This is a genomic window from Natronorubrum marinum, from assembly GCF_052040125.1.
Classification (GTDB): Archaea; Halobacteriota; Halobacteria; order Halobacteriales; family Natrialbaceae; genus Natronorubrum.
The window spans coordinates 1,144,819-1,160,427 of the sequence record NZ_JBPPFV010000001.1 but is presented as its reverse complement, the minus strand read 5'-3'; the positions used below and the strand labels follow the sequence as shown (position 1 = coordinate 1,160,427).

Genomic DNA, 15,609 nt, shown 5'->3' with positions numbered 1-15,609 from the left:
ATGACCGATGCCGACTCGAGCGCGCTCGCCGACGCGACCGCCTCGTTTCTCGCGGATTACGACGAGGCGGAACGGGCGCTCGAGACCGTGCTTGAGGTCGATTCCGAAGCCGAAACCTGGACGTTCGACGACGTTCCGCTTGACTCCGGAACGTTCGGCGAACTCGTGTCTCGAGGGATCGTCGAGAAGGCCGACGGCGAGTACCGGGTCGCCGACGCGGCGGTCGTCCGGGCCGTGCTGTCAGGCGAGGCGGTAAAGTCGGATACCGGCGACGATGGCTCCCTCGAGTTCCGTTCGGCGTTCAGCCTCGGAATCTGGGGCGACCGACGGGCGCTCGCCGGACTGGCCGGCGCGTTGTTGCTGGTCGTCGCGATGCGACTCACGCAGTTTCGGTCGGTGTTCCGCGGCGACCACGTCGTCTCGCCGGGCAACGATCCGTACTACTACCGATACTGGACGAACGAACTGCTGGCCGAGTCGACGAGCCCGACGGATATCGGCGTCCTCGCGGAGCTGCCGGCCGGTGCCGTCGGCCGGCGGCCGTTGACCCACGCGTTGAACTGGTGGTTCGCGACGCTGTTGGGCGGGGATCAGTGGGCCGCCGACGCGGTCGCGGCCTGGTTGCCCGTCGTCGCCTCCGTCGCGCTCGGCGTCGCCATCTACGCGCTGGCGGTCGTGGTGACGAGGGACGTCAGGGTCGGTATCGCCTCCGTCGTGTTGCTCGCGGTCACGCCCGTCCACGCCGTGTACACGCAGGTGGGATTCCTCGAGCACCGGCTCCACCAGTACTTCTGGCTCGGCGCGACGCTCCTCGCGCTGGCGTGGCTCGCCGTCGATCTGACGCGGCGACGCGAGACGAGCGCCGATCGGGACGCGGTTCGCGACCACCTCTCGTCGCCGGCCACGTGGATCGTCGCGGTGGGGCTGGGCGTGGCGCTGGGTGCGTCGGCTCATCTGTGGGGCGGCTCTTCGCTGCTGTTCGTGCCGCTTGCCGCCTACGTCGGGCTTCGGGCCGTCATCGACGCCCGCGAGGACATCTCGCCGACGCTGGCGAACCTCCCCGTATTGGTCGGAATCGGAATCGGAACGGCGATCTCGGTCTGGCTCCACACCAACTGGGGCTGGCACTCCGGGTTCGTCGCCTACACGCCCGCGATGGTGCTCGGCGGCGGCGTCGTCGTGCTCGCGCTCGGCGATCTGTGGCGACGGTTCGAGATACGCGTGGGCGGGCTCGTCGCGCTCGAGGTAGCCGTCGTCGGTGCAGGTCTCTACGCGCTTCGCCGGTTTCGGCCGGCGGACTGGGCGGAGGCGCGGTCTCGAGCCGACGATCTGCTCCTCCGGGAGGGCATCACGGAGACGTCGTCGCTGTTCACTCCCGAGTACGCGGTGATTTTCGGACCGCTGATCCAGCTCGGGGTCGGCTTCTATCTCGGAGTCGCGGTGTTGATATGGGCCGTCTGGCACGTCTCTCGGCAGTACGAACCGGCGTGGTTGCTGCTCGCGGTGTACGCGTCGACTCTCATGATGCTCGCGGGAATACAGGTTCGGTTCGCCGCACAGTTCGCGGTTCCGCTGTCCGTGCTGGGCGGCGTCGGCTTCGTCTACGCGCTGTCGACGATCGACCTCGCGCGGCGACCGTCCCCGTTCCGACGGAAAACCGAACGACCGAACGCGGTGGCCGCGGACGGCGGCAGCGACGAGCCCTCGATCACGCTGCCCGACGCGCGGAAGCTGGGGTACGTTCTCGGGATCGGCCTGCTCGTCTGCGGCTTTAGTCTGCTCTACGTTCCCGGACTCTCCGGACAGGTCGCCCACGGCGACGCGGAGTTCGAGGCCGCGCTGACAATCGACGAGCACGCCGCCGACGCGGACCGGGAGTACCCCGACAGCTTCGTGCTGAGCGAGTGGGGAGACAATCGGATGTACAACTACCACGTGAGCGGCGAGTCGGAGAGCTACGGCTACGCGATGGCGAACTTCGACGACTTCCGGTTCGGCGACGATCCGGACGGCAACTACAGCCAGTTCGAGGACAGGGTCGGCTACGTCGTCGTAACCGAACGCGAGGGCGAGTTGCCGGCCGAGAGCGCGCACGCGCAACTGCTCGAGGACCTCGGAGCCGGCGGCGACGGCGGCGAGGCGCTCGCTCACTACCAGTTGCTCTACGCGGACGACGATCGGTCCGCGGCGGCGTTCGCCGTCGTTCCGGGGGCGACGATCGAAGCGGACGCCGAACCGGGCGAGACGGTGACCGTCAGTACGTCGGTGTCGGTCGACGACGAGTCGTTCACGTACGAACGCGACGTGACGGTCGGGGACGACGGCCGACTCGAGGCGACGGTTCCCTACGCCGGATCGTACGCGGTCGGCGACGACAGCGTCGACGTGACCGAGTCGGACGTACTGGATGGGTCGATCCTCGAGGTCGATGCGGACGAGAACGGAGAGTCGAACTGAGTCGTCGATCGCGGTTCGACCGACACGATCAAGACGACGACGATCCAGCACAGAGACGAATGCGTCTCGCCGCCAGAATCGTCGTCTCCACGCTCTTGCTCGCGGCACTTTTCGGACTCTGCGTGCACTACGGTGGGGCGTACGACGACAACTGGCCCCATCCGACGGGTGACCAGTTGCGGGACGAGTACGACGCCTACGCGGGCGAGCGCGTCCTGCTGATCGGGAGCGTCCAATCGGTCGACGGCGAGACCATCGAGATTCACGTCACGGACTCCGCCGACGAGGTCGCGGCCGAACTCGAGATCTACGGCCTCGAGAAGACGGTGGCACCCGGCGGGACCGTCCAGGTCTACGGCGTCCTCGAGTCCGATCGAACGATGACGGCCGACGAAACGGTCGTCGTCGACCGCGACTCGGCCGCGTTCGACTACAAACTCGTGACCTCCGTCGTCGGCGTCCTGCTCGCGATCGGCTCCTTCGGCCGCCACTGGACCGTGAACCCGCGAACGCTCGCCGTCGAACCCCGGGGGAGGGACGTCGGCGAACGTCGAGGGTCGGACGTCGGCGAATTATCCGAGTCTGCCGGCGCTGAAACCGGGGAGGGTTCCGACGATGGCTGAACTCCTTTCGCACGTCCTCGTCGCCTACGCCCTCGGTACCGTCGCGAGTTGGCGACTCGAGCGGATGACAAAGCGCTGGGTCGCCGTCGCGATGATCGGCGCGCTCCTGCCGGATCTCAACCGCATCGGGCTTTTCGTCGCGGATGCGACGCTCGAGAGCGTCCTCGGCGTCTCGTTCAGCGTCGACGCGATCCACACGCTCGGCGGCGTCGTTCTCCTCGCGGGTCTCGGCGCGATGGTCGTCGCCGACCAGCACCGGCAAGTTTTCGGCGTGTTGCTCGCGGGGGCGCTCTCCCATCTGCTCGTGGACGCGGTCAAGGCGTACGCCGACGGTGCCGCCGGCGCATGGCTCTATCCCGTCACCTGGGGCCGCCACCCGACGCCGAACCTGTACGTCTCGTCCGATCCAGTCGTCCTCGCGGTTATCGGCGTCACGGCGCTTCTCGTCCGGTGGATAGACCGCACTCGAGTCGAGTGACCGGCGGCATACGATCGTCGGATCGAAACGCAACCGAAGACGCGTCCCTATCGGCAGGTCACAATACCTATGTGCATGCGAGAAACTCAGCATTGGTATGAACGATTCGGGTGAGCCATGGAGCTAATCGACGAGAACGGGAACCTCTTCGGGACCGTCAACGTCGTCGATGCGCTCGCCGTCTGCCTCGTCCTCGCGGTCGTCGTCGCCGGCGTCGCGGCCGTCGGGACGCTCGGGGCGGGCGAGAAGACCGAGACCGACGAACCCGCCGTCGAGACTCGTTACGCGACTATCGATCTCGGGACGCAGTTGTCGTCGACGGCCGACGGTATCTCGGTCGGCGACGAGATGACTCACGACGACCACCCCCACACGCTCACCGTCACCGACGTGTACGCGGCGCCGGTTTCGAACGGCGAAACCCACGTGACCGTCCGAACGGAGGTCGAGGGGACGCAGTTCGAGAACGGAACCTACGCCTTCGGCGACGCCGAGTTCGCGACCGGTCACAACGTCTCGGTCGGGACCGAAGCGTACGACGCCACCGGAACCATCGAGACCGTCGAAGACGAGGGAACCGAACTCTCGCTCGCGGAGACCGACGTGCTACTCGAGGCGACGCTATCGCCGTCCGCCGCCGCGGACATTCGAGTCGGCGACGAGGTCACGTTCGGTAACGATACCGTCGCAACGGTCGAAAGGGTCTCCGTCTACCCCGTCGGCGACCAGCGCCATCGGGTGTTCGTCGGCGCGACGCTGACGACGCTCGAGCGGGGGGCGGACCTCCGGTACGGACACGCGTCCGTCGAATCCGGGTCGACGATCCCGCTTTCCACCGCCGACTACGATCTCGCGTTCGACGCACTCGAGATGGGTGTTATCGAGGAGGCCGGCGAGCCAGCGACGACGACCGTCGAAATCGACCTCGAGAAACTGAGCGACCGCGAGGCGAGTCTGTTCGAGCCCGGACTGACCGAGACCGCCGGCGACGAGACGTGGGCGACGATCCAGGACGTCGAACGCGAACCCGCGTCGGTTATCGTCGAAACCGAAAACGGCGAACTCCACGAACGCGAGCATCCGACCAGGGACGACGTGACCCTCACCGTCGAGTTACAGACCCGGGAAACCGCGCTGGGGCCCCGATTCAAGGGTGACGCTCTCGACAACGGCGACACCGTCTACCTCGACTTCGGCGTTACGTCCGTCGAGGAACGGGTCTGGCTCGTCGACAACTGATCATGCTCGATTCGAACGCCGACTCCCCCAAATCGACGCTCGAAGCCCTCGAAGAGCGACTTCGGCGGGGGATCTCGCAGTCTCGGCTCAGCGGCGGTGTCCGAACGCTCGCGCGCTTCGTCCGCCACTCGCGGCTGTACCGCTGGTTCACGGCCGAACCCGAGCCGGACGTGATCGTCATCGACCTCCGCGAGACGTATACGGTCGGGCCGTTCATCCGACTTCTCGATCGGTGTCTCGAGGGGCTCTCAGACGCCGCTGGCACATCGAAAACGGCCGGCGCCGTCTCTCGACTTGACGCGGCGTTTCGGGTTCGGCCGTTGCAGGTCGTCGGACTGGCGATGATCGCGGCGGTACTCGTCTCGCTGCTCGTTTCCGTCGCGCTCGGTCAACTGGGGACGGCGCTACTCGTCGCACACGCGGCCTTCGTGCTGGTCTCGCTTCTGGGGCTGCGTTCGGAGCGAACGCTCGAGGAGATCACCGAGACGCGGGGTTGGACGGTGCTCGCTACCGCGTTCGAACCGCCCGAGCCGCCCGAAAGGCGATAGGTTCGCCATCGCGGACGGACTTCCAGACCACCGCGGATATCTTTTCTCGAACCGAGCCCCGTTTTCGAACGACTGGTGTCGCCGTACGCGACTCAGACGGCTGTCGATATTCGAGGGGACGCGGTCCGTAAAATCGATGGCCGGTTTCGAGTCGGCGTCTCATCAGTAGAGTCAGCGAACTCGAGTTTCGTTGCGATTTGGGGCTACCCGCGGATCATCGCCCAGACATCCGTGAGCACGTTCCAGATCTGCCGAACGACGATCTTCAGGTCGACCCAGAACGACTGTCGACGGATGTACTCGAGGTCGTACCGCAGCTTCGCGTTCGGATCGGTGCTGTTCGCGTCGTTGATCTGGGCCAGCCCGGTCAGCCCCGGCTTTACGAACCAGCGCTTGCGCCACGCCGGGGCGTCCCGCTCGAGCAGGACCTCCTCCTCAGTCCACACGGCGCGCGGGCCGACGACGCTCATGTCGCCGACGAAGATCGACCACAGCTGGGGCAGCTCGTCCAGGTGCGTCTTCCGCAGGACGCGGCCGACGCCCGTGATCCGATCGTTGGCCTCGTCGTCGGTAGGCGTTGCGTCCTCGCCCTCGGGAACCATCGAACGGAACTTGTAGACCGGGAAGGTTTCGCCGAGTCCGGCCGTCCGATCCTGGCTGTAGAGGACCGGACCCGGACTGTCGTATTTGATCGCGGCGGCGATCACCAGCATTACCGGCGCAAAAACGAGTAATCCGACCGTCGCAAACAGGACGTCGAACACGCGCTTGAACAGGTGATCCAGCGGATCCCAGGGCTCGAGATCCACGTCGACCAGTTCGCCGACATCCCCCGCGGAGACGAGCACGCTGTCGGCATACTCCCGGTGAACTTTGGCGTTGACACCGTGTTCGTGACAGGCGTCGAGCGCCCCGAAGAACCCCGCCCGGTCGGCTTCTCGGAACGCGAGCACGACGGTGTCGACGTCGCGCTCGACGAGGACGTCCTCGAGACGGGAGAGGCCACCGAGTCGCGGGAGTCCGGCGAGCGCTCGCGACTCGTCGGGTGTTGACCCGGGCGGACCGTTCGGTCCGGCCCCACCAATCGACTCGCGGTGCTCCACGGCAACGCCACCGTCGGCTCTGACGTCACCGCTCTCCGCTCGAGGCGTGTGAGCGGTAATATCGTCCTCGTCGAACCCGTGGTAGCCGACGCTCGACGGGCAGAGATAGCCCAGCACGGGGGCGTTGACGGCCGGTGCGATGCGCTCGATCTGGGCCAGATCGTCGCCGACGAACAGCGTGCGCCCGTCCGACTCGGACGGCCGGTGTCGTATCCAGACGAACCACGCCGGGAGCAGTATCGCGAGCAGCCCGACGATCGTGACCAGGGTTGCGCGAGGGAGCCTGTGAGACCACTTGAAGTAGCCCAGAGCCGCGAGCGCGAGTCCGGCGACCAGCAGCCGTTTCTGAGCCAGCACGACGGTATCCAAGAGTCGGCGCGGACGCGGTCGATAGAGCGGCAGGAGACACGCCGTGACGGCGACGACGGAGAGGACAATCGCCCGGTAAAACGAGCCGCCGGTCAGGACGGTTACCTCGAGGCGATTGAACAGCGGGACGTACGTCGTAAAGACGTGCTGGGATAGCGGGTGGTTGGTAGCGACCACGGCGGCGATGGTCAATCCGACCACGCCGAGGACGCTCACGATCCGATACCGCCAGCCAGTAAGCATTCGTTACGTGGTCGATTCGGCAGTGTCATAACTTTGTTGAATGCGGTGTCAAACCGGCTATGAGTCGGCGATTTGCGGGACGGTTTACGGGGCTGTAATCGGTTGTGTTGGATCTGCTATCTCATTAATTTCTCGAAGTAAGGGGCCTATAACCTGGAATTGTAGAAATCCGCGATGGTAATTATTCTGGGCAGATATTCGGTGTACCAAGATACAGACATGTTTTATCAGTGGATAATCCCGTAGAATTATGTCGGTCGGCGGGTGAGCGCGGTCGAAGATCGAAACGGGCCGCCCTCGGAATTGGACTGCTCCCAGGGGTCTCGACCGAACGGGCGCGCGGTTCCCGGCGCACCGGATCAGAACGGTCTCGAGCGGGACCGACTTCCGCGCGAGCAAGCCCGCGTCCACCCGATAGTCATAAGGCGACGTCCGGTGCTCGGTCGAACCGGTGACCGTTACGGCGATAACGGGCCTCCCGCAGGTGGGACACGGGGGAACGAACTTTGGTATCGGTGTCGCTCGAGTCGTCCTAATCGGTGACCGGTCGCCGCGAGTCGTTCGTCCAGACTCGCGTCGGGACATCGGCCGGCGTGTCCAGCCAGGAGCCAAAGTACGGCGCTTCTGTAATGGTGTCCGATCGGAGACCAACTCGGACTCGAGCCAAGGCTATCGGCGTCGGTCGTCGCGAGAAGCGCCCGCATCGCGTGATCGTTCGCGATCCCGTCGTCGATCGCGACGGCTGTCGCTGGGTGGTGTAGCGCGCGAAAGAAATGACCGTACATCGAAGCCGAACGAAGTCCGGTGGTTAGACATCGTACTGGCGTCGCAGGGCCGGCATCGCGGCTGCGATCACAGCGACGACGGCGAAACCGAAGCCGGCATTCCGAAATCATCGTTGTCGAAAACTTCAGCGAAACACGCGAAACCAGCGGAATCGGGATACTTTTGCCTACAGCAGTTTTCGACGTCAACAGAACCCCTAATGGAATCGACGAACCAGTTTTCGCCGTCCGGGCGTACTCGAGAACATTCGGGCACACCGACTCGACGACACCTCCTTCGTGTAAGCGGTGCCGTCGCGGTCGCGGGGCTAGCCGGGTGTGCCGACACAGTCAATACCTTGGTCGACGGCGATGATCCAGCCGGTGCTGACGGCGATTGTGGCACTGGCGAGCCCACAGAATTCGTCTCCGAGTACGCGACACATCCGGACGAAAACGTCTCGCTGTTCTGTCGGGGGCTGCGACGCCTCGGCTACTATCCCGATGAGGCCGTTCCGGGATCGGTGAGCGTGAACTGGACGTTTCCGATCAACTACGTCGGACACACCGCGGCCAAATCGAGCCCGGTTCCGACGCCCGACGGGGAGACGATCGTGTTCGCGGGCGACAACGGTTGGGTACACGCCTACGCCCCCGACGGCGAGAAGCGCTGGTCGACGCGGACGGGTGCGACGGACCTCGGCTTTCATGGCTCGGCGGCTATCGTCGGCGACACCGCTTACATCGGCGGCTATGACGGAGATCTGTACGCGCTAGACATTGAAACCGGCGATCTCGTCTGGCGAATACGATCCGATGAACTCGAGGGAACACTCGCGATCGGCTCGAGCCCAGCCTACTACGATGGGACGCTCTACGTCATCGCCGAGTACGGCTCACCGTCCTCGGGAGCGCTCTGGGCCATCGACGCCGAGACCGGCGAGCCGACGTGGAGCGACGACCGCATCTGGGGCCAGCCCCACCCCTCGCCCACGATCGACCTCGAGGCCGGGCGCATCCTCGCCGGCTCGAACGACGGCGTCGTCTACTGCTGGGAGTTCCCTTCGCTCGAGTTTCTCTGGGAGTTTCAGGCCGAGGCAGACGGCGAGGAACGAGAAGACGGGGCGTTTCGCGCGGGCGCAGAGATCAAAGGAACCGTCGCAGCCCACGACGGTTACGGTTATTTCGGCAGTTGGGACGATACCTTCTACTGCCTCGACCTCGAGGACGGCTCTCTGGAGTGGGCGTTCGAGACGGACGGCTCGATCATGTCGAACCCGGCGGTCGACCCCGAGGAGGATGTCGTCTACATGGGTAACGATGACGGCTACGTCTACGCAATCGATGCCAAATCCGGCGACGAACGCTGGTCAGCCGACGTAAACGGGCGCGTCATCGGTGCGCTGTCGGTCACTTCCGGATCGGTGCTCGTCGGCTCCTACGATTCGCATCTCTACGCGCTCGACAAGGAGACCGGCGATCGGTGTTGGCGAGTCGAGAACCGGGGTCGCGTCACCAGCGCGCCGGTCCCCGTCGACGGCCGGATCTACTACGCCGAGCGGGCCGTGTTTTCGAACTACTACGACGACGAGGAGGAGACGATCATGGAGGTACCCGGACACGCGTACTGTCTGGTCGGCGACGAGTGACGAGCGACGGGGTTTGCGTGGTGCTGTTGCTTCGATTTTCGCCAGAAATACGTACGAGACACACACCGGGATCACCGATTCGAGCGTCCCGCAGCGTTCCGTCTGGACATCTCGTGCAGAGCACTGAAAGAATGCTACCGTTCCAGAGTTAGCACCGATGCGTATCGGCTGCGCTAGTCGGTTAGAACTATCGCTTCGGTGGTATCGATCTCGAGAATTGCTTCGAAACGCTTGAACGAACGAGGTTTCATGACTGCTGTTTACACGACGGCGTCGCAACGTAGTCGACGAGCGCTACCGCTGTGGGTGTAGCGTTCGAAAGAAAGGAAAATACTGCGAAACCGGAGCGGGTCCGGTAGTTAGTTACGGTTTAGTTCTGGCGGCGCAGTGCGAGCATTGCGGCTGCGAGCAGTGCGACAACAGCGACTGCGACACCGAAGCCGGGCGTTCCGTCGTCGTCGGAGTCATCTTCGTCGCCGTTCTCGTCACCGTTCTCGGCGCCGTTCTCGTCACCGTTCTCGTCGCCGTTCTCGTCGCCGTTCTCGTCACCGTTCTCCTCTCCGTTCTCGTCGGCTTCGCTGACGGTCAGCGTGCCGTCGGATTCGGATTCACCGTCGACGAGCAGCTCCCAGTTGTAGTCACCGGCAGCAGCGTCTTCAACGGTGAAGGAATCCGTATCGGATTCGCCGCCTTCGAGTTCAACGTCGCCCTCAATCTGGCTCTCGCCGTCGAGGAGGAAGTCGTAGGAGGCTGCACCGGCTTCTTCGCCGAGGTTCTCGACCGAGACGGTCACGGTCACGTCGTCACCCTCAACGGGCTCTGCAGGATCGACGTTGACGTTCCAGTCAAGGTCAGCCTCTGCTGGCTGCTCACTTTCGACGAGGATGGAGTTAGCAGTGATGTGCTGGCTACCGACCGGATCCGTTGCGCGGAGCGTGAACTCAGTACCAGCATTGTACCCGCTGAAGTCGTACTCAGCACTGAAGGTACCATCTTCAGTGACTTCCACGTCGGAGAAGGTCACGAACGTACCTGGTGCGCGAGCTCGGGTGGTGAACTCGGTACCGGGTGCGACGTTCGTTGTACCAGTTGCGAGAGCGTTAGCCGAGTTAGGGATTTCAGCCGTACTGTCGTCCCACTCAGTGTTTCGCTCTTCGAGCGAGAATTCGCTCTCAGCGGACTCGTCTTCATCGTCAACGTAGTCATTGTCTTCTTCGGAGACCGTGAAGTCAACGTCGAAGCCAAGGGAGTCGTCGAAGTCCTCAGGGGCGCCGTCGTACAGGTCATCGTAGTCGATGACGTAGATCAGCTGACCTTCGGACTGGTTAGCGCTAATGAGGGTTGCGTCGAGAGTGTCGTCGTCAGTACTCCAGGTCTGTGGGTTCGCGTTTGGCGAGTTGTCTTGCTCAGTCAGCGAGAGCGAGATACCGTCTGCGTCTACACCATCAGCGAAGTAGCCAAAGAGGCCCGACGTTTCGACGCTAACGAAGAGCTGGTCACCGGCAGCGATCTCGTCGCTCTCGGTCACCGTTGCATCTGCGAATCCGTCAGCATCCGTAACGTCACCTGCAGGTGCGGTGTGCGTGGAGACGGCATCCTCGGAGAGCGTCGAACGCTCCTCAAGCGTCAGGTACGCCGTGTCGTACTCCTGAGTCAGGTCGCCGTCGTAGGCTCCACCAAGATCGAGCTGATAGTCACCAGCAGCGAGTGGGTTGGTGAGGGGTCCATCGTGGACAACGTCGACAATCTCAACAGTAGCGTCATTGTCGGCACTAACTGCATCGTGAACACCGTCTTCGTCAGCCTCTTCGAGGGTGTGGAGAAGTGCGGTGTTCATCGAAACAGTAACTTCGTCATCGCTGTCATCTGGCGTGACTTCAAGGACAACTTCGTAGTTGACCTCATCTTCGTCACCAACGACGAGGAAGGCGTTGTCTGCGTTGTCGAAGTCAACTGTGACTTCTGCAACGTTACTGCGCTCTTCGAGGAAAGTCGACTCAGTAAAGTCTACCGAGACTTCCTCGTCGGAGACAGTAATCGTTGCGGTATCTTCAGCCGCAGTGTCGCCAGCTTCGACAGTGATGTTGTATTCACCAGCTTCGAGGTTCTGGAAGTCAGCATCGTGGCTACCACGATTGTGCACAACAACGTATCCGTCATCGCTGTGGTCTTCGTTAGAGTCTTCGGTAACGCCGAAGATCTGAACGAGCTGATCTCCGCTTAGGTCATCGGAGCTGATGTGAACGGGGAAGGTCGAGCGTGGCGACTCGATATCGAGCGTCGTCTCCGACGATTCGCCCTGAAGGTTCGTGACGACACCGTCAGCGAACTCGGCATCCAGGTTCTGCGTTCGAACCGAGAAGGTCAGGTCACCGTCACCCGTCTCGATCCAGTAGGAACCTGATTCGAGGTTCGTAGTGTCGATCTCGATGTCACCGGTTGTTCCACCGTTCATGTTTTCAACGTCGACCTCTCGGATCCATTCTCCATCTTCAGATGGGTCTCCGAGGTAAAGGTCAACGGTGTTATCATTGCTGTTTAGTGGCTCTACATCTGATGCGGTTACAGTTTGGCCTTGATATGCACGATCACCGTTTCCGGCGGTGGCCGTAACTGTAGTCTCATCGTCGTGGTTCGCTGCCGCCGCACCCGCAAACGCTGCGGACATGGCAACGACCGACATAACCATAAGCGCGGCCAGGAACACTGCGCGTCCCTTTTCGCGATATGAAATTTCGCTTGTCATTTATGTTGTCTTTGTGTTTTGTGTTGGTTGGTCTGCGATCGATACGACAGGAGTGCGAGTGAGCGACCAGTGCAAACCGCCGCACTGTCTCGCACCGGGTAGGGGTATCAGAAATGTATAAAGCATCACGTAATAAGCTTTCTGGAACACTCAGTAATCGATTACTTCGGCGGCGATTAGATAAAATCGCATGACGTAGCGGCTATCGACGGCTCGAGCCACCAATTGATACCACCTCGTGAATACCGATTCCAACCACGTGTTACTCATAAAGTAATCTGACTTTCTCGAGCTGGTGTGGCTCTTCATCGCTCGTTACTCGCCCAGATCACGCCACGTTCGCGAGTGCGTCCCTCCTAATTACTGATTACCACCTCGAGAGTCGACACGTACACTCGCTCGTTCACAACAACCCAGCCTCGAGCGAGGCGAAACCAACGTACGATCGTCACGACGAGAACGTCAATAACCCATCTTAAAACGAGACAGTCCTGACCAGAACAACTTTGCTGGCACCCTCAGAATACGGACTCTATGAATCTGGACCGACGACACCTGCTACGACTCACCGGGGCAACCGCGACCGCCTCGGCGGCCGCACTGGCGGGCTGTACGAGCGCCGACGACGGCGACGACGATGACGAAAACGGCGACACCGACGCGGAAACCGACCCGGAGGGCGAGACCAACGAGTCCTCCGGTCTCCCCGACTACGAGCGGTGGCTGGCGAGTGACGCCGACGGCGAACTGCTGTTCAGCTACGTCGACTGGGCCGGCCTCGAGGCGTTCGAGGACGACGATGGCGACGATCCAGTGCCGGACGACGACCCAACCGACGCCGAGGATCCGATGCTCGAACTGCCATTGATCGGCGTCTTCCTCGCGGCGATGTCTGCGGGCTTCGCGGCTCCGAGTGCCGGCCTCGACCGGATCGTCGATCTGGAAGACGACACGCTAGCGGCGGACGACGCCGAAACGACGCTCGACGAACTGCTGCTCGTCAACGAGACGCTGGTCTTCCTCGGGGACGTCGCGACCGAAGAAGTCGTCGAGGCGCTCACCGATACCGACGACGATCCGTACGCCGCCGGAGCGACGTTCCAGCACGTCGACGATATCGGTGACTTCGGGCTCTACGCGAGCGAAGCCGACGACGACGGGTTCGGAGCGGCCTCGAGTCAAGCCGTCGCCGTCGGCGCGGACGCGATAGTTCTTGCCAGCGACTCCGAAGACGTCGACGGCGTCGACCACGTTCGAACCGTCCTCGAGGCCGAAGCGGGCGACCGCGAGCGCGCGACCGACGAGCGCGACGAGTTCGACTGGGCGCTCGAGGCGGCCGGCGAGGGCCACGCCGTCTTCGGCACGTACGGCGGCGAGGAGGATCTCGACGACGTCGAGGAGGCGAGCACGATCGTCAGCTCGCTCGCGTTCGACGCGGACGGCAGCGCCGAGGGCAACTTCGCGGCGACGTTCGAGTCGATCGACGCCGAGACGGAAGCCGAACTCGAGGCCGAACTCGGCGCGACGGCCGACGATCTGTCCCTCGAGATCGAGTCCGACCGGGTTACGGCGCGGGCGTCGTGGGAGGCGGACAACGAAGCGCTCGAGTGATCGGTCTACGGGATGTGCACGTCCTCGGGAACGAGCGTGAACCCGAGCGTTCGAAAATCACTATCGAACGCGAACACGTGTTCAACCTCGTAGGCAGCCGCGAGCGATCCCGTCGCGTGATCGACGAACGAAATCTGCTGGTCGTCGAAGCGAGCGAATTCGTCGCAGATCGCGTCGAACTGCGTTTCGTCGGGGTGGAGAACCGTGATGGCTGACGAATTTCGGATTCGTCGAAGCGTCTCGAGTGCTTTTTCGTGATTCTTCTTCCGGAGAATGAGTGTCGCTAATTCACTGAGAACGTATCCGGTGGTGTACAGCGGACGAAATCGGAGGTTACCGGCCTGAATACCGTTCATGACGGTACGGGCTCGCTCGTGCCGGGGAGAATCCCGAACGAAGTGTGCGAAGAACGCGCCCGTATCGACCAACAGCGGAGTCGTTCCCGGACCGCTCATCCCTCGAGTTCACCGTAGAGGACGTCGTCGATGTCGTCTTCGTCGATCGGCTCGTCGATAGTAAATGCGGGAGCAGTAAAAAGCGGGTCGTCGGTCTCCGCTTCCGTGTGTTCTCCGGCCGTCTCCGTCGGGTACCACCACACGACGGTCCGACTACCGAGGGTAACTTTCTCCAGCGCCCCGGCTGCCGCCAAGTCAGACAATCGACGATAGGCCGTGGATCGGTCGACACCGAAGCGGTCGGCGACCTCCTGAGCGGTATGGAACGGCCGACCGTCAGCGAAGTGTGCGAGAATCTCCTCGTCGTCGAACGTCGATTCGAACTGGCCCGATTCGTTCCGATCGGCGTTTCCGGACATGTCCCTCTCTACTCGAGAGTGTGTCCACACACCAATAGGTGTGTCGAATCCGCGTTGCCTCACACTACGTAGTGATTGGTTGGGATAGATTCGAGTACTCGTTCGTTTTTGAACTGTTAAAAGGGAAAATTCGTCCTGCGCGTCGTATTAGAACGGTTAAGCGACTGGTCGCCGCTCAGAACGGGAACAGCGAGTCGGCCTCGAGGTCGCGCTCGATCAGTTCGATCTCGTGGCCGTCCGGATCCTTGGTGAAGGCGTACATGTTGTCGTTGCTCTCGGGGTCCCGGTAGTCCTCAGCCTCCCGCTCGAGCAACTGATCCCAGTCCGCCTCGAGGTCGTCCATTCGAACGCAGAGGTGGCCCCAGGCGTCGCCCAGTTCGTAGCTGCGGCCGTCGTAGTTGTACGTCAACTCGACGGACATCGCCTCCTCGGCGGCGTCCGACGGCTCGACGAAGTAGTTCGCGAAGGAATCGGACTCCCAGCGGCCGACCTCGTCGTACTCGAACTTTCGGGTCCAGAAGCCGAGAGCCTCGTCGGCGTCCTCGACGCGGATCATGGTGTGGTCGAGCGACCACGTCGCCCCCTGATCGCGCTGGACGATTTCGATCTCGTGGCCGTCGGGATCTTTGACGAACGCGTACCGGCCGCCGCAGCTCTCGGGATCGCGGTAGTCCTCGACGCCCCCGTCCATCAGCTGCTCGTAGTGGGCCTCGAGTTCGCCTTCGGGCACGCGAACCGCAACGTGGCCCCAGGCGTCGCCCAGTTCGAGGTCCGCGCCCTCGTTGTGCGTGAGCTCGAGCATCGCGCCTTCCTCGTGCATCTCCTCGGGGCCGAGGTAGACGATGGTGAAGCCGTCGCCCTCGTAGCGGTCTTTCTCCTCGTACTCCAGGTGCGTCTGGTACCAGTCGAGGGACGCCTCGAGATCCTCGACGCGAATCATCGTGTGGTCGAGCGTTCCGTCCATA

12 protein-coding genes are annotated in these 15,609 nt (G+C 62.9%); 7 read left to right on the top strand and 5 right to left on the bottom strand.

All coding sequences use genetic code 11. The features are described 5' to 3' along the window. From ACSFC5_RS05800 to ACSFC5_RS05780, 5 genes are all read left to right on the top strand, one after another. Complete coding sequence (locus tag ACSFC5_RS05800) at positions 1-2,457, top strand: MFS transporter (protein WP_440764298.1); 2,457 nt, start codon at positions 1-3, stop codon at positions 2,455-2,457. 59 nt (positions 2,458-2,516) lie between these two features. Beyond that, positions 2,517-3,080, top strand: a complete 564-nt coding sequence (locus tag ACSFC5_RS05795; RefSeq protein WP_440764297.1) for an OB-like fold-containing membrane protein — start codon at positions 2,517-2,519, stop codon at positions 3,078-3,080. Further along, positions 3,073-3,558, top strand: coding sequence for a metal-dependent hydrolase (locus ACSFC5_RS05790; protein WP_440764296.1), 486 nt, complete (start codon positions 3,073-3,075; stop codon positions 3,556-3,558). The genes ACSFC5_RS05795 and ACSFC5_RS05790 overlap by 8 nt, the downstream gene beginning before the upstream one ends. 117 nt (positions 3,559-3,675) lie before the next feature. Then, positions 3,676-4,797: a DUF4330 family protein gene (locus ACSFC5_RS05785; protein ID WP_440764295.1), complete on the top strand. Its 1,122-nt coding sequence runs from the start codon at positions 3,676-3,678 to the stop codon at positions 4,795-4,797. Between the two features lie 2 nt (positions 4,798-4,799). Then, positions 4,800-5,345: a hypothetical protein gene (locus ACSFC5_RS05780; protein WP_440764294.1), complete on the top strand. Its 546-nt coding sequence runs from the start codon at positions 4,800-4,802 to the stop codon at positions 5,343-5,345. A 203-nt stretch (positions 5,346-5,548) separates the two neighbouring features. Here ACSFC5_RS05780 and ACSFC5_RS05775 read toward each other — a convergent pair whose 3' ends face one another. Beyond that, a complete protein-coding gene (locus ACSFC5_RS05775; protein ID WP_440764293.1) occupies positions 5,549-7,060 on the bottom strand; it encodes a sugar transferase in 1,512 nt (503 codons plus the stop codon). A gap of 985 nt (positions 7,061-8,045) precedes the next feature. Here ACSFC5_RS05775 and ACSFC5_RS05770 point away from each other — a divergent pair. Continuing rightward, the gene (locus ACSFC5_RS05770; protein WP_440764292.1) at positions 8,046-9,473 is read left to right on the top strand and encodes an outer membrane protein assembly factor BamB family protein; all 1,428 of its coding nucleotides are present in this window, start codon (positions 8,046-8,048) and stop codon (positions 9,471-9,473) included. A gap of 370 nt (positions 9,474-9,843) precedes the next feature. Here ACSFC5_RS05770 and ACSFC5_RS05765 read toward each other — a convergent pair whose 3' ends face one another. After that, positions 9,844-12,180 carry a BGTF surface domain-containing protein gene (locus ACSFC5_RS05765; RefSeq protein ID WP_440764291.1) on the bottom strand — a complete coding sequence of 779 codons (2,337 nt, stop codon included), beginning with the start codon at positions 12,178-12,180 and terminating at the stop codon, positions 9,844-9,846. Between the two features lie 573 nt (positions 12,181-12,753). On the opposite strand from ACSFC5_RS05765, the gene ACSFC5_RS05760 reads away from it, so the two are divergent. After that, entirely contained in the window at positions 12,754-13,830 is a 1,077-nt protein-coding gene (locus ACSFC5_RS05760) for a hypothetical protein (protein ID WP_440764290.1), read from the top strand. 5 nt (positions 13,831-13,835) lie between these two features. On the opposite strand, the gene ACSFC5_RS05755 is transcribed toward ACSFC5_RS05760, so the two are convergent. From ACSFC5_RS05755 to ACSFC5_RS05745, 3 genes are all read right to left on the bottom strand, one after another. Then, positions 13,836-14,285 carry a type II toxin-antitoxin system VapC family toxin gene (locus ACSFC5_RS05755; RefSeq protein WP_440764289.1) on the bottom strand — a complete coding sequence of 150 codons (450 nt, stop codon included), beginning with the start codon at positions 14,283-14,285 and terminating at the stop codon, positions 13,836-13,838. Next, entirely contained in the window at positions 14,282-14,644 is a 363-nt protein-coding gene (locus tag ACSFC5_RS05750; protein WP_440764288.1) for a helix-turn-helix domain-containing protein, read from the bottom strand. The genes ACSFC5_RS05755 and ACSFC5_RS05750 overlap by 4 nt, the downstream gene beginning before the upstream one ends. 175 nt (positions 14,645-14,819) lie before the next feature. Then, positions 14,820-15,608 (bottom strand): VOC family protein, encoded by a 789-nt coding sequence (locus ACSFC5_RS05745; RefSeq protein ID WP_440764287.1) that lies wholly within the window; start codon positions 15,606-15,608, stop codon positions 14,820-14,822. Between the last annotated feature and the right edge of the window lies 1 nt (position 15,609).

Coding starts and splice junctions, on each gene's coding strand:
- ACSFC5_RS05800 (WP_440764298.1), top strand. CDS start 1: ATGACCGATGCCGACTCGAGCGCGCTCGCCGACGCGACCGCCTCGTTT.
- ACSFC5_RS05795 (WP_440764297.1), top strand. CDS start 2,517: ATGCGTCTCGCCGCCAGAATCGTCGTCTCCACGCTCTTGCTCGCGGCA.
- ACSFC5_RS05790 (WP_440764296.1), top strand. CDS start 3,073: ATGGCTGAACTCCTTTCGCACGTCCTCGTCGCCTACGCCCTCGGTACC.
- ACSFC5_RS05785 (WP_440764295.1), top strand. CDS start 3,676: ATGGAGCTAATCGACGAGAACGGGAACCTCTTCGGGACCGTCAACGTC.
- ACSFC5_RS05780 (WP_440764294.1), top strand. CDS start 4,800: ATGCTCGATTCGAACGCCGACTCCCCCAAATCGACGCTCGAAGCCCTC.
- ACSFC5_RS05775 (WP_440764293.1), bottom strand. CDS start 7,060: ATGCTTACTGGCTGGCGGTATCGGATCGTGAGCGTCCTCGGCGTGGTC.
- ACSFC5_RS05770 (WP_440764292.1), top strand. CDS start 8,046: ATGGAATCGACGAACCAGTTTTCGCCGTCCGGGCGTACTCGAGAACAT.
- ACSFC5_RS05760 (WP_440764290.1), top strand. CDS start 12,754: ATGAATCTGGACCGACGACACCTGCTACGACTCACCGGGGCAACCGCG.
- ACSFC5_RS05755 (WP_440764289.1), bottom strand. CDS start 14,285: ATGAGCGGTCCGGGAACGACTCCGCTGTTGGTCGATACGGGCGCGTTC.
- ACSFC5_RS05750 (WP_440764288.1), bottom strand. CDS start 14,644: ATGTCCGGAAACGCCGATCGGAACGAATCGGGCCAGTTCGAATCGACG.
- ACSFC5_RS05745 (WP_440764287.1), bottom strand. CDS start 15,608: ATGGACGGAACGCTCGACCACACGATGATTCGCGTCGAGGATCTCGAG.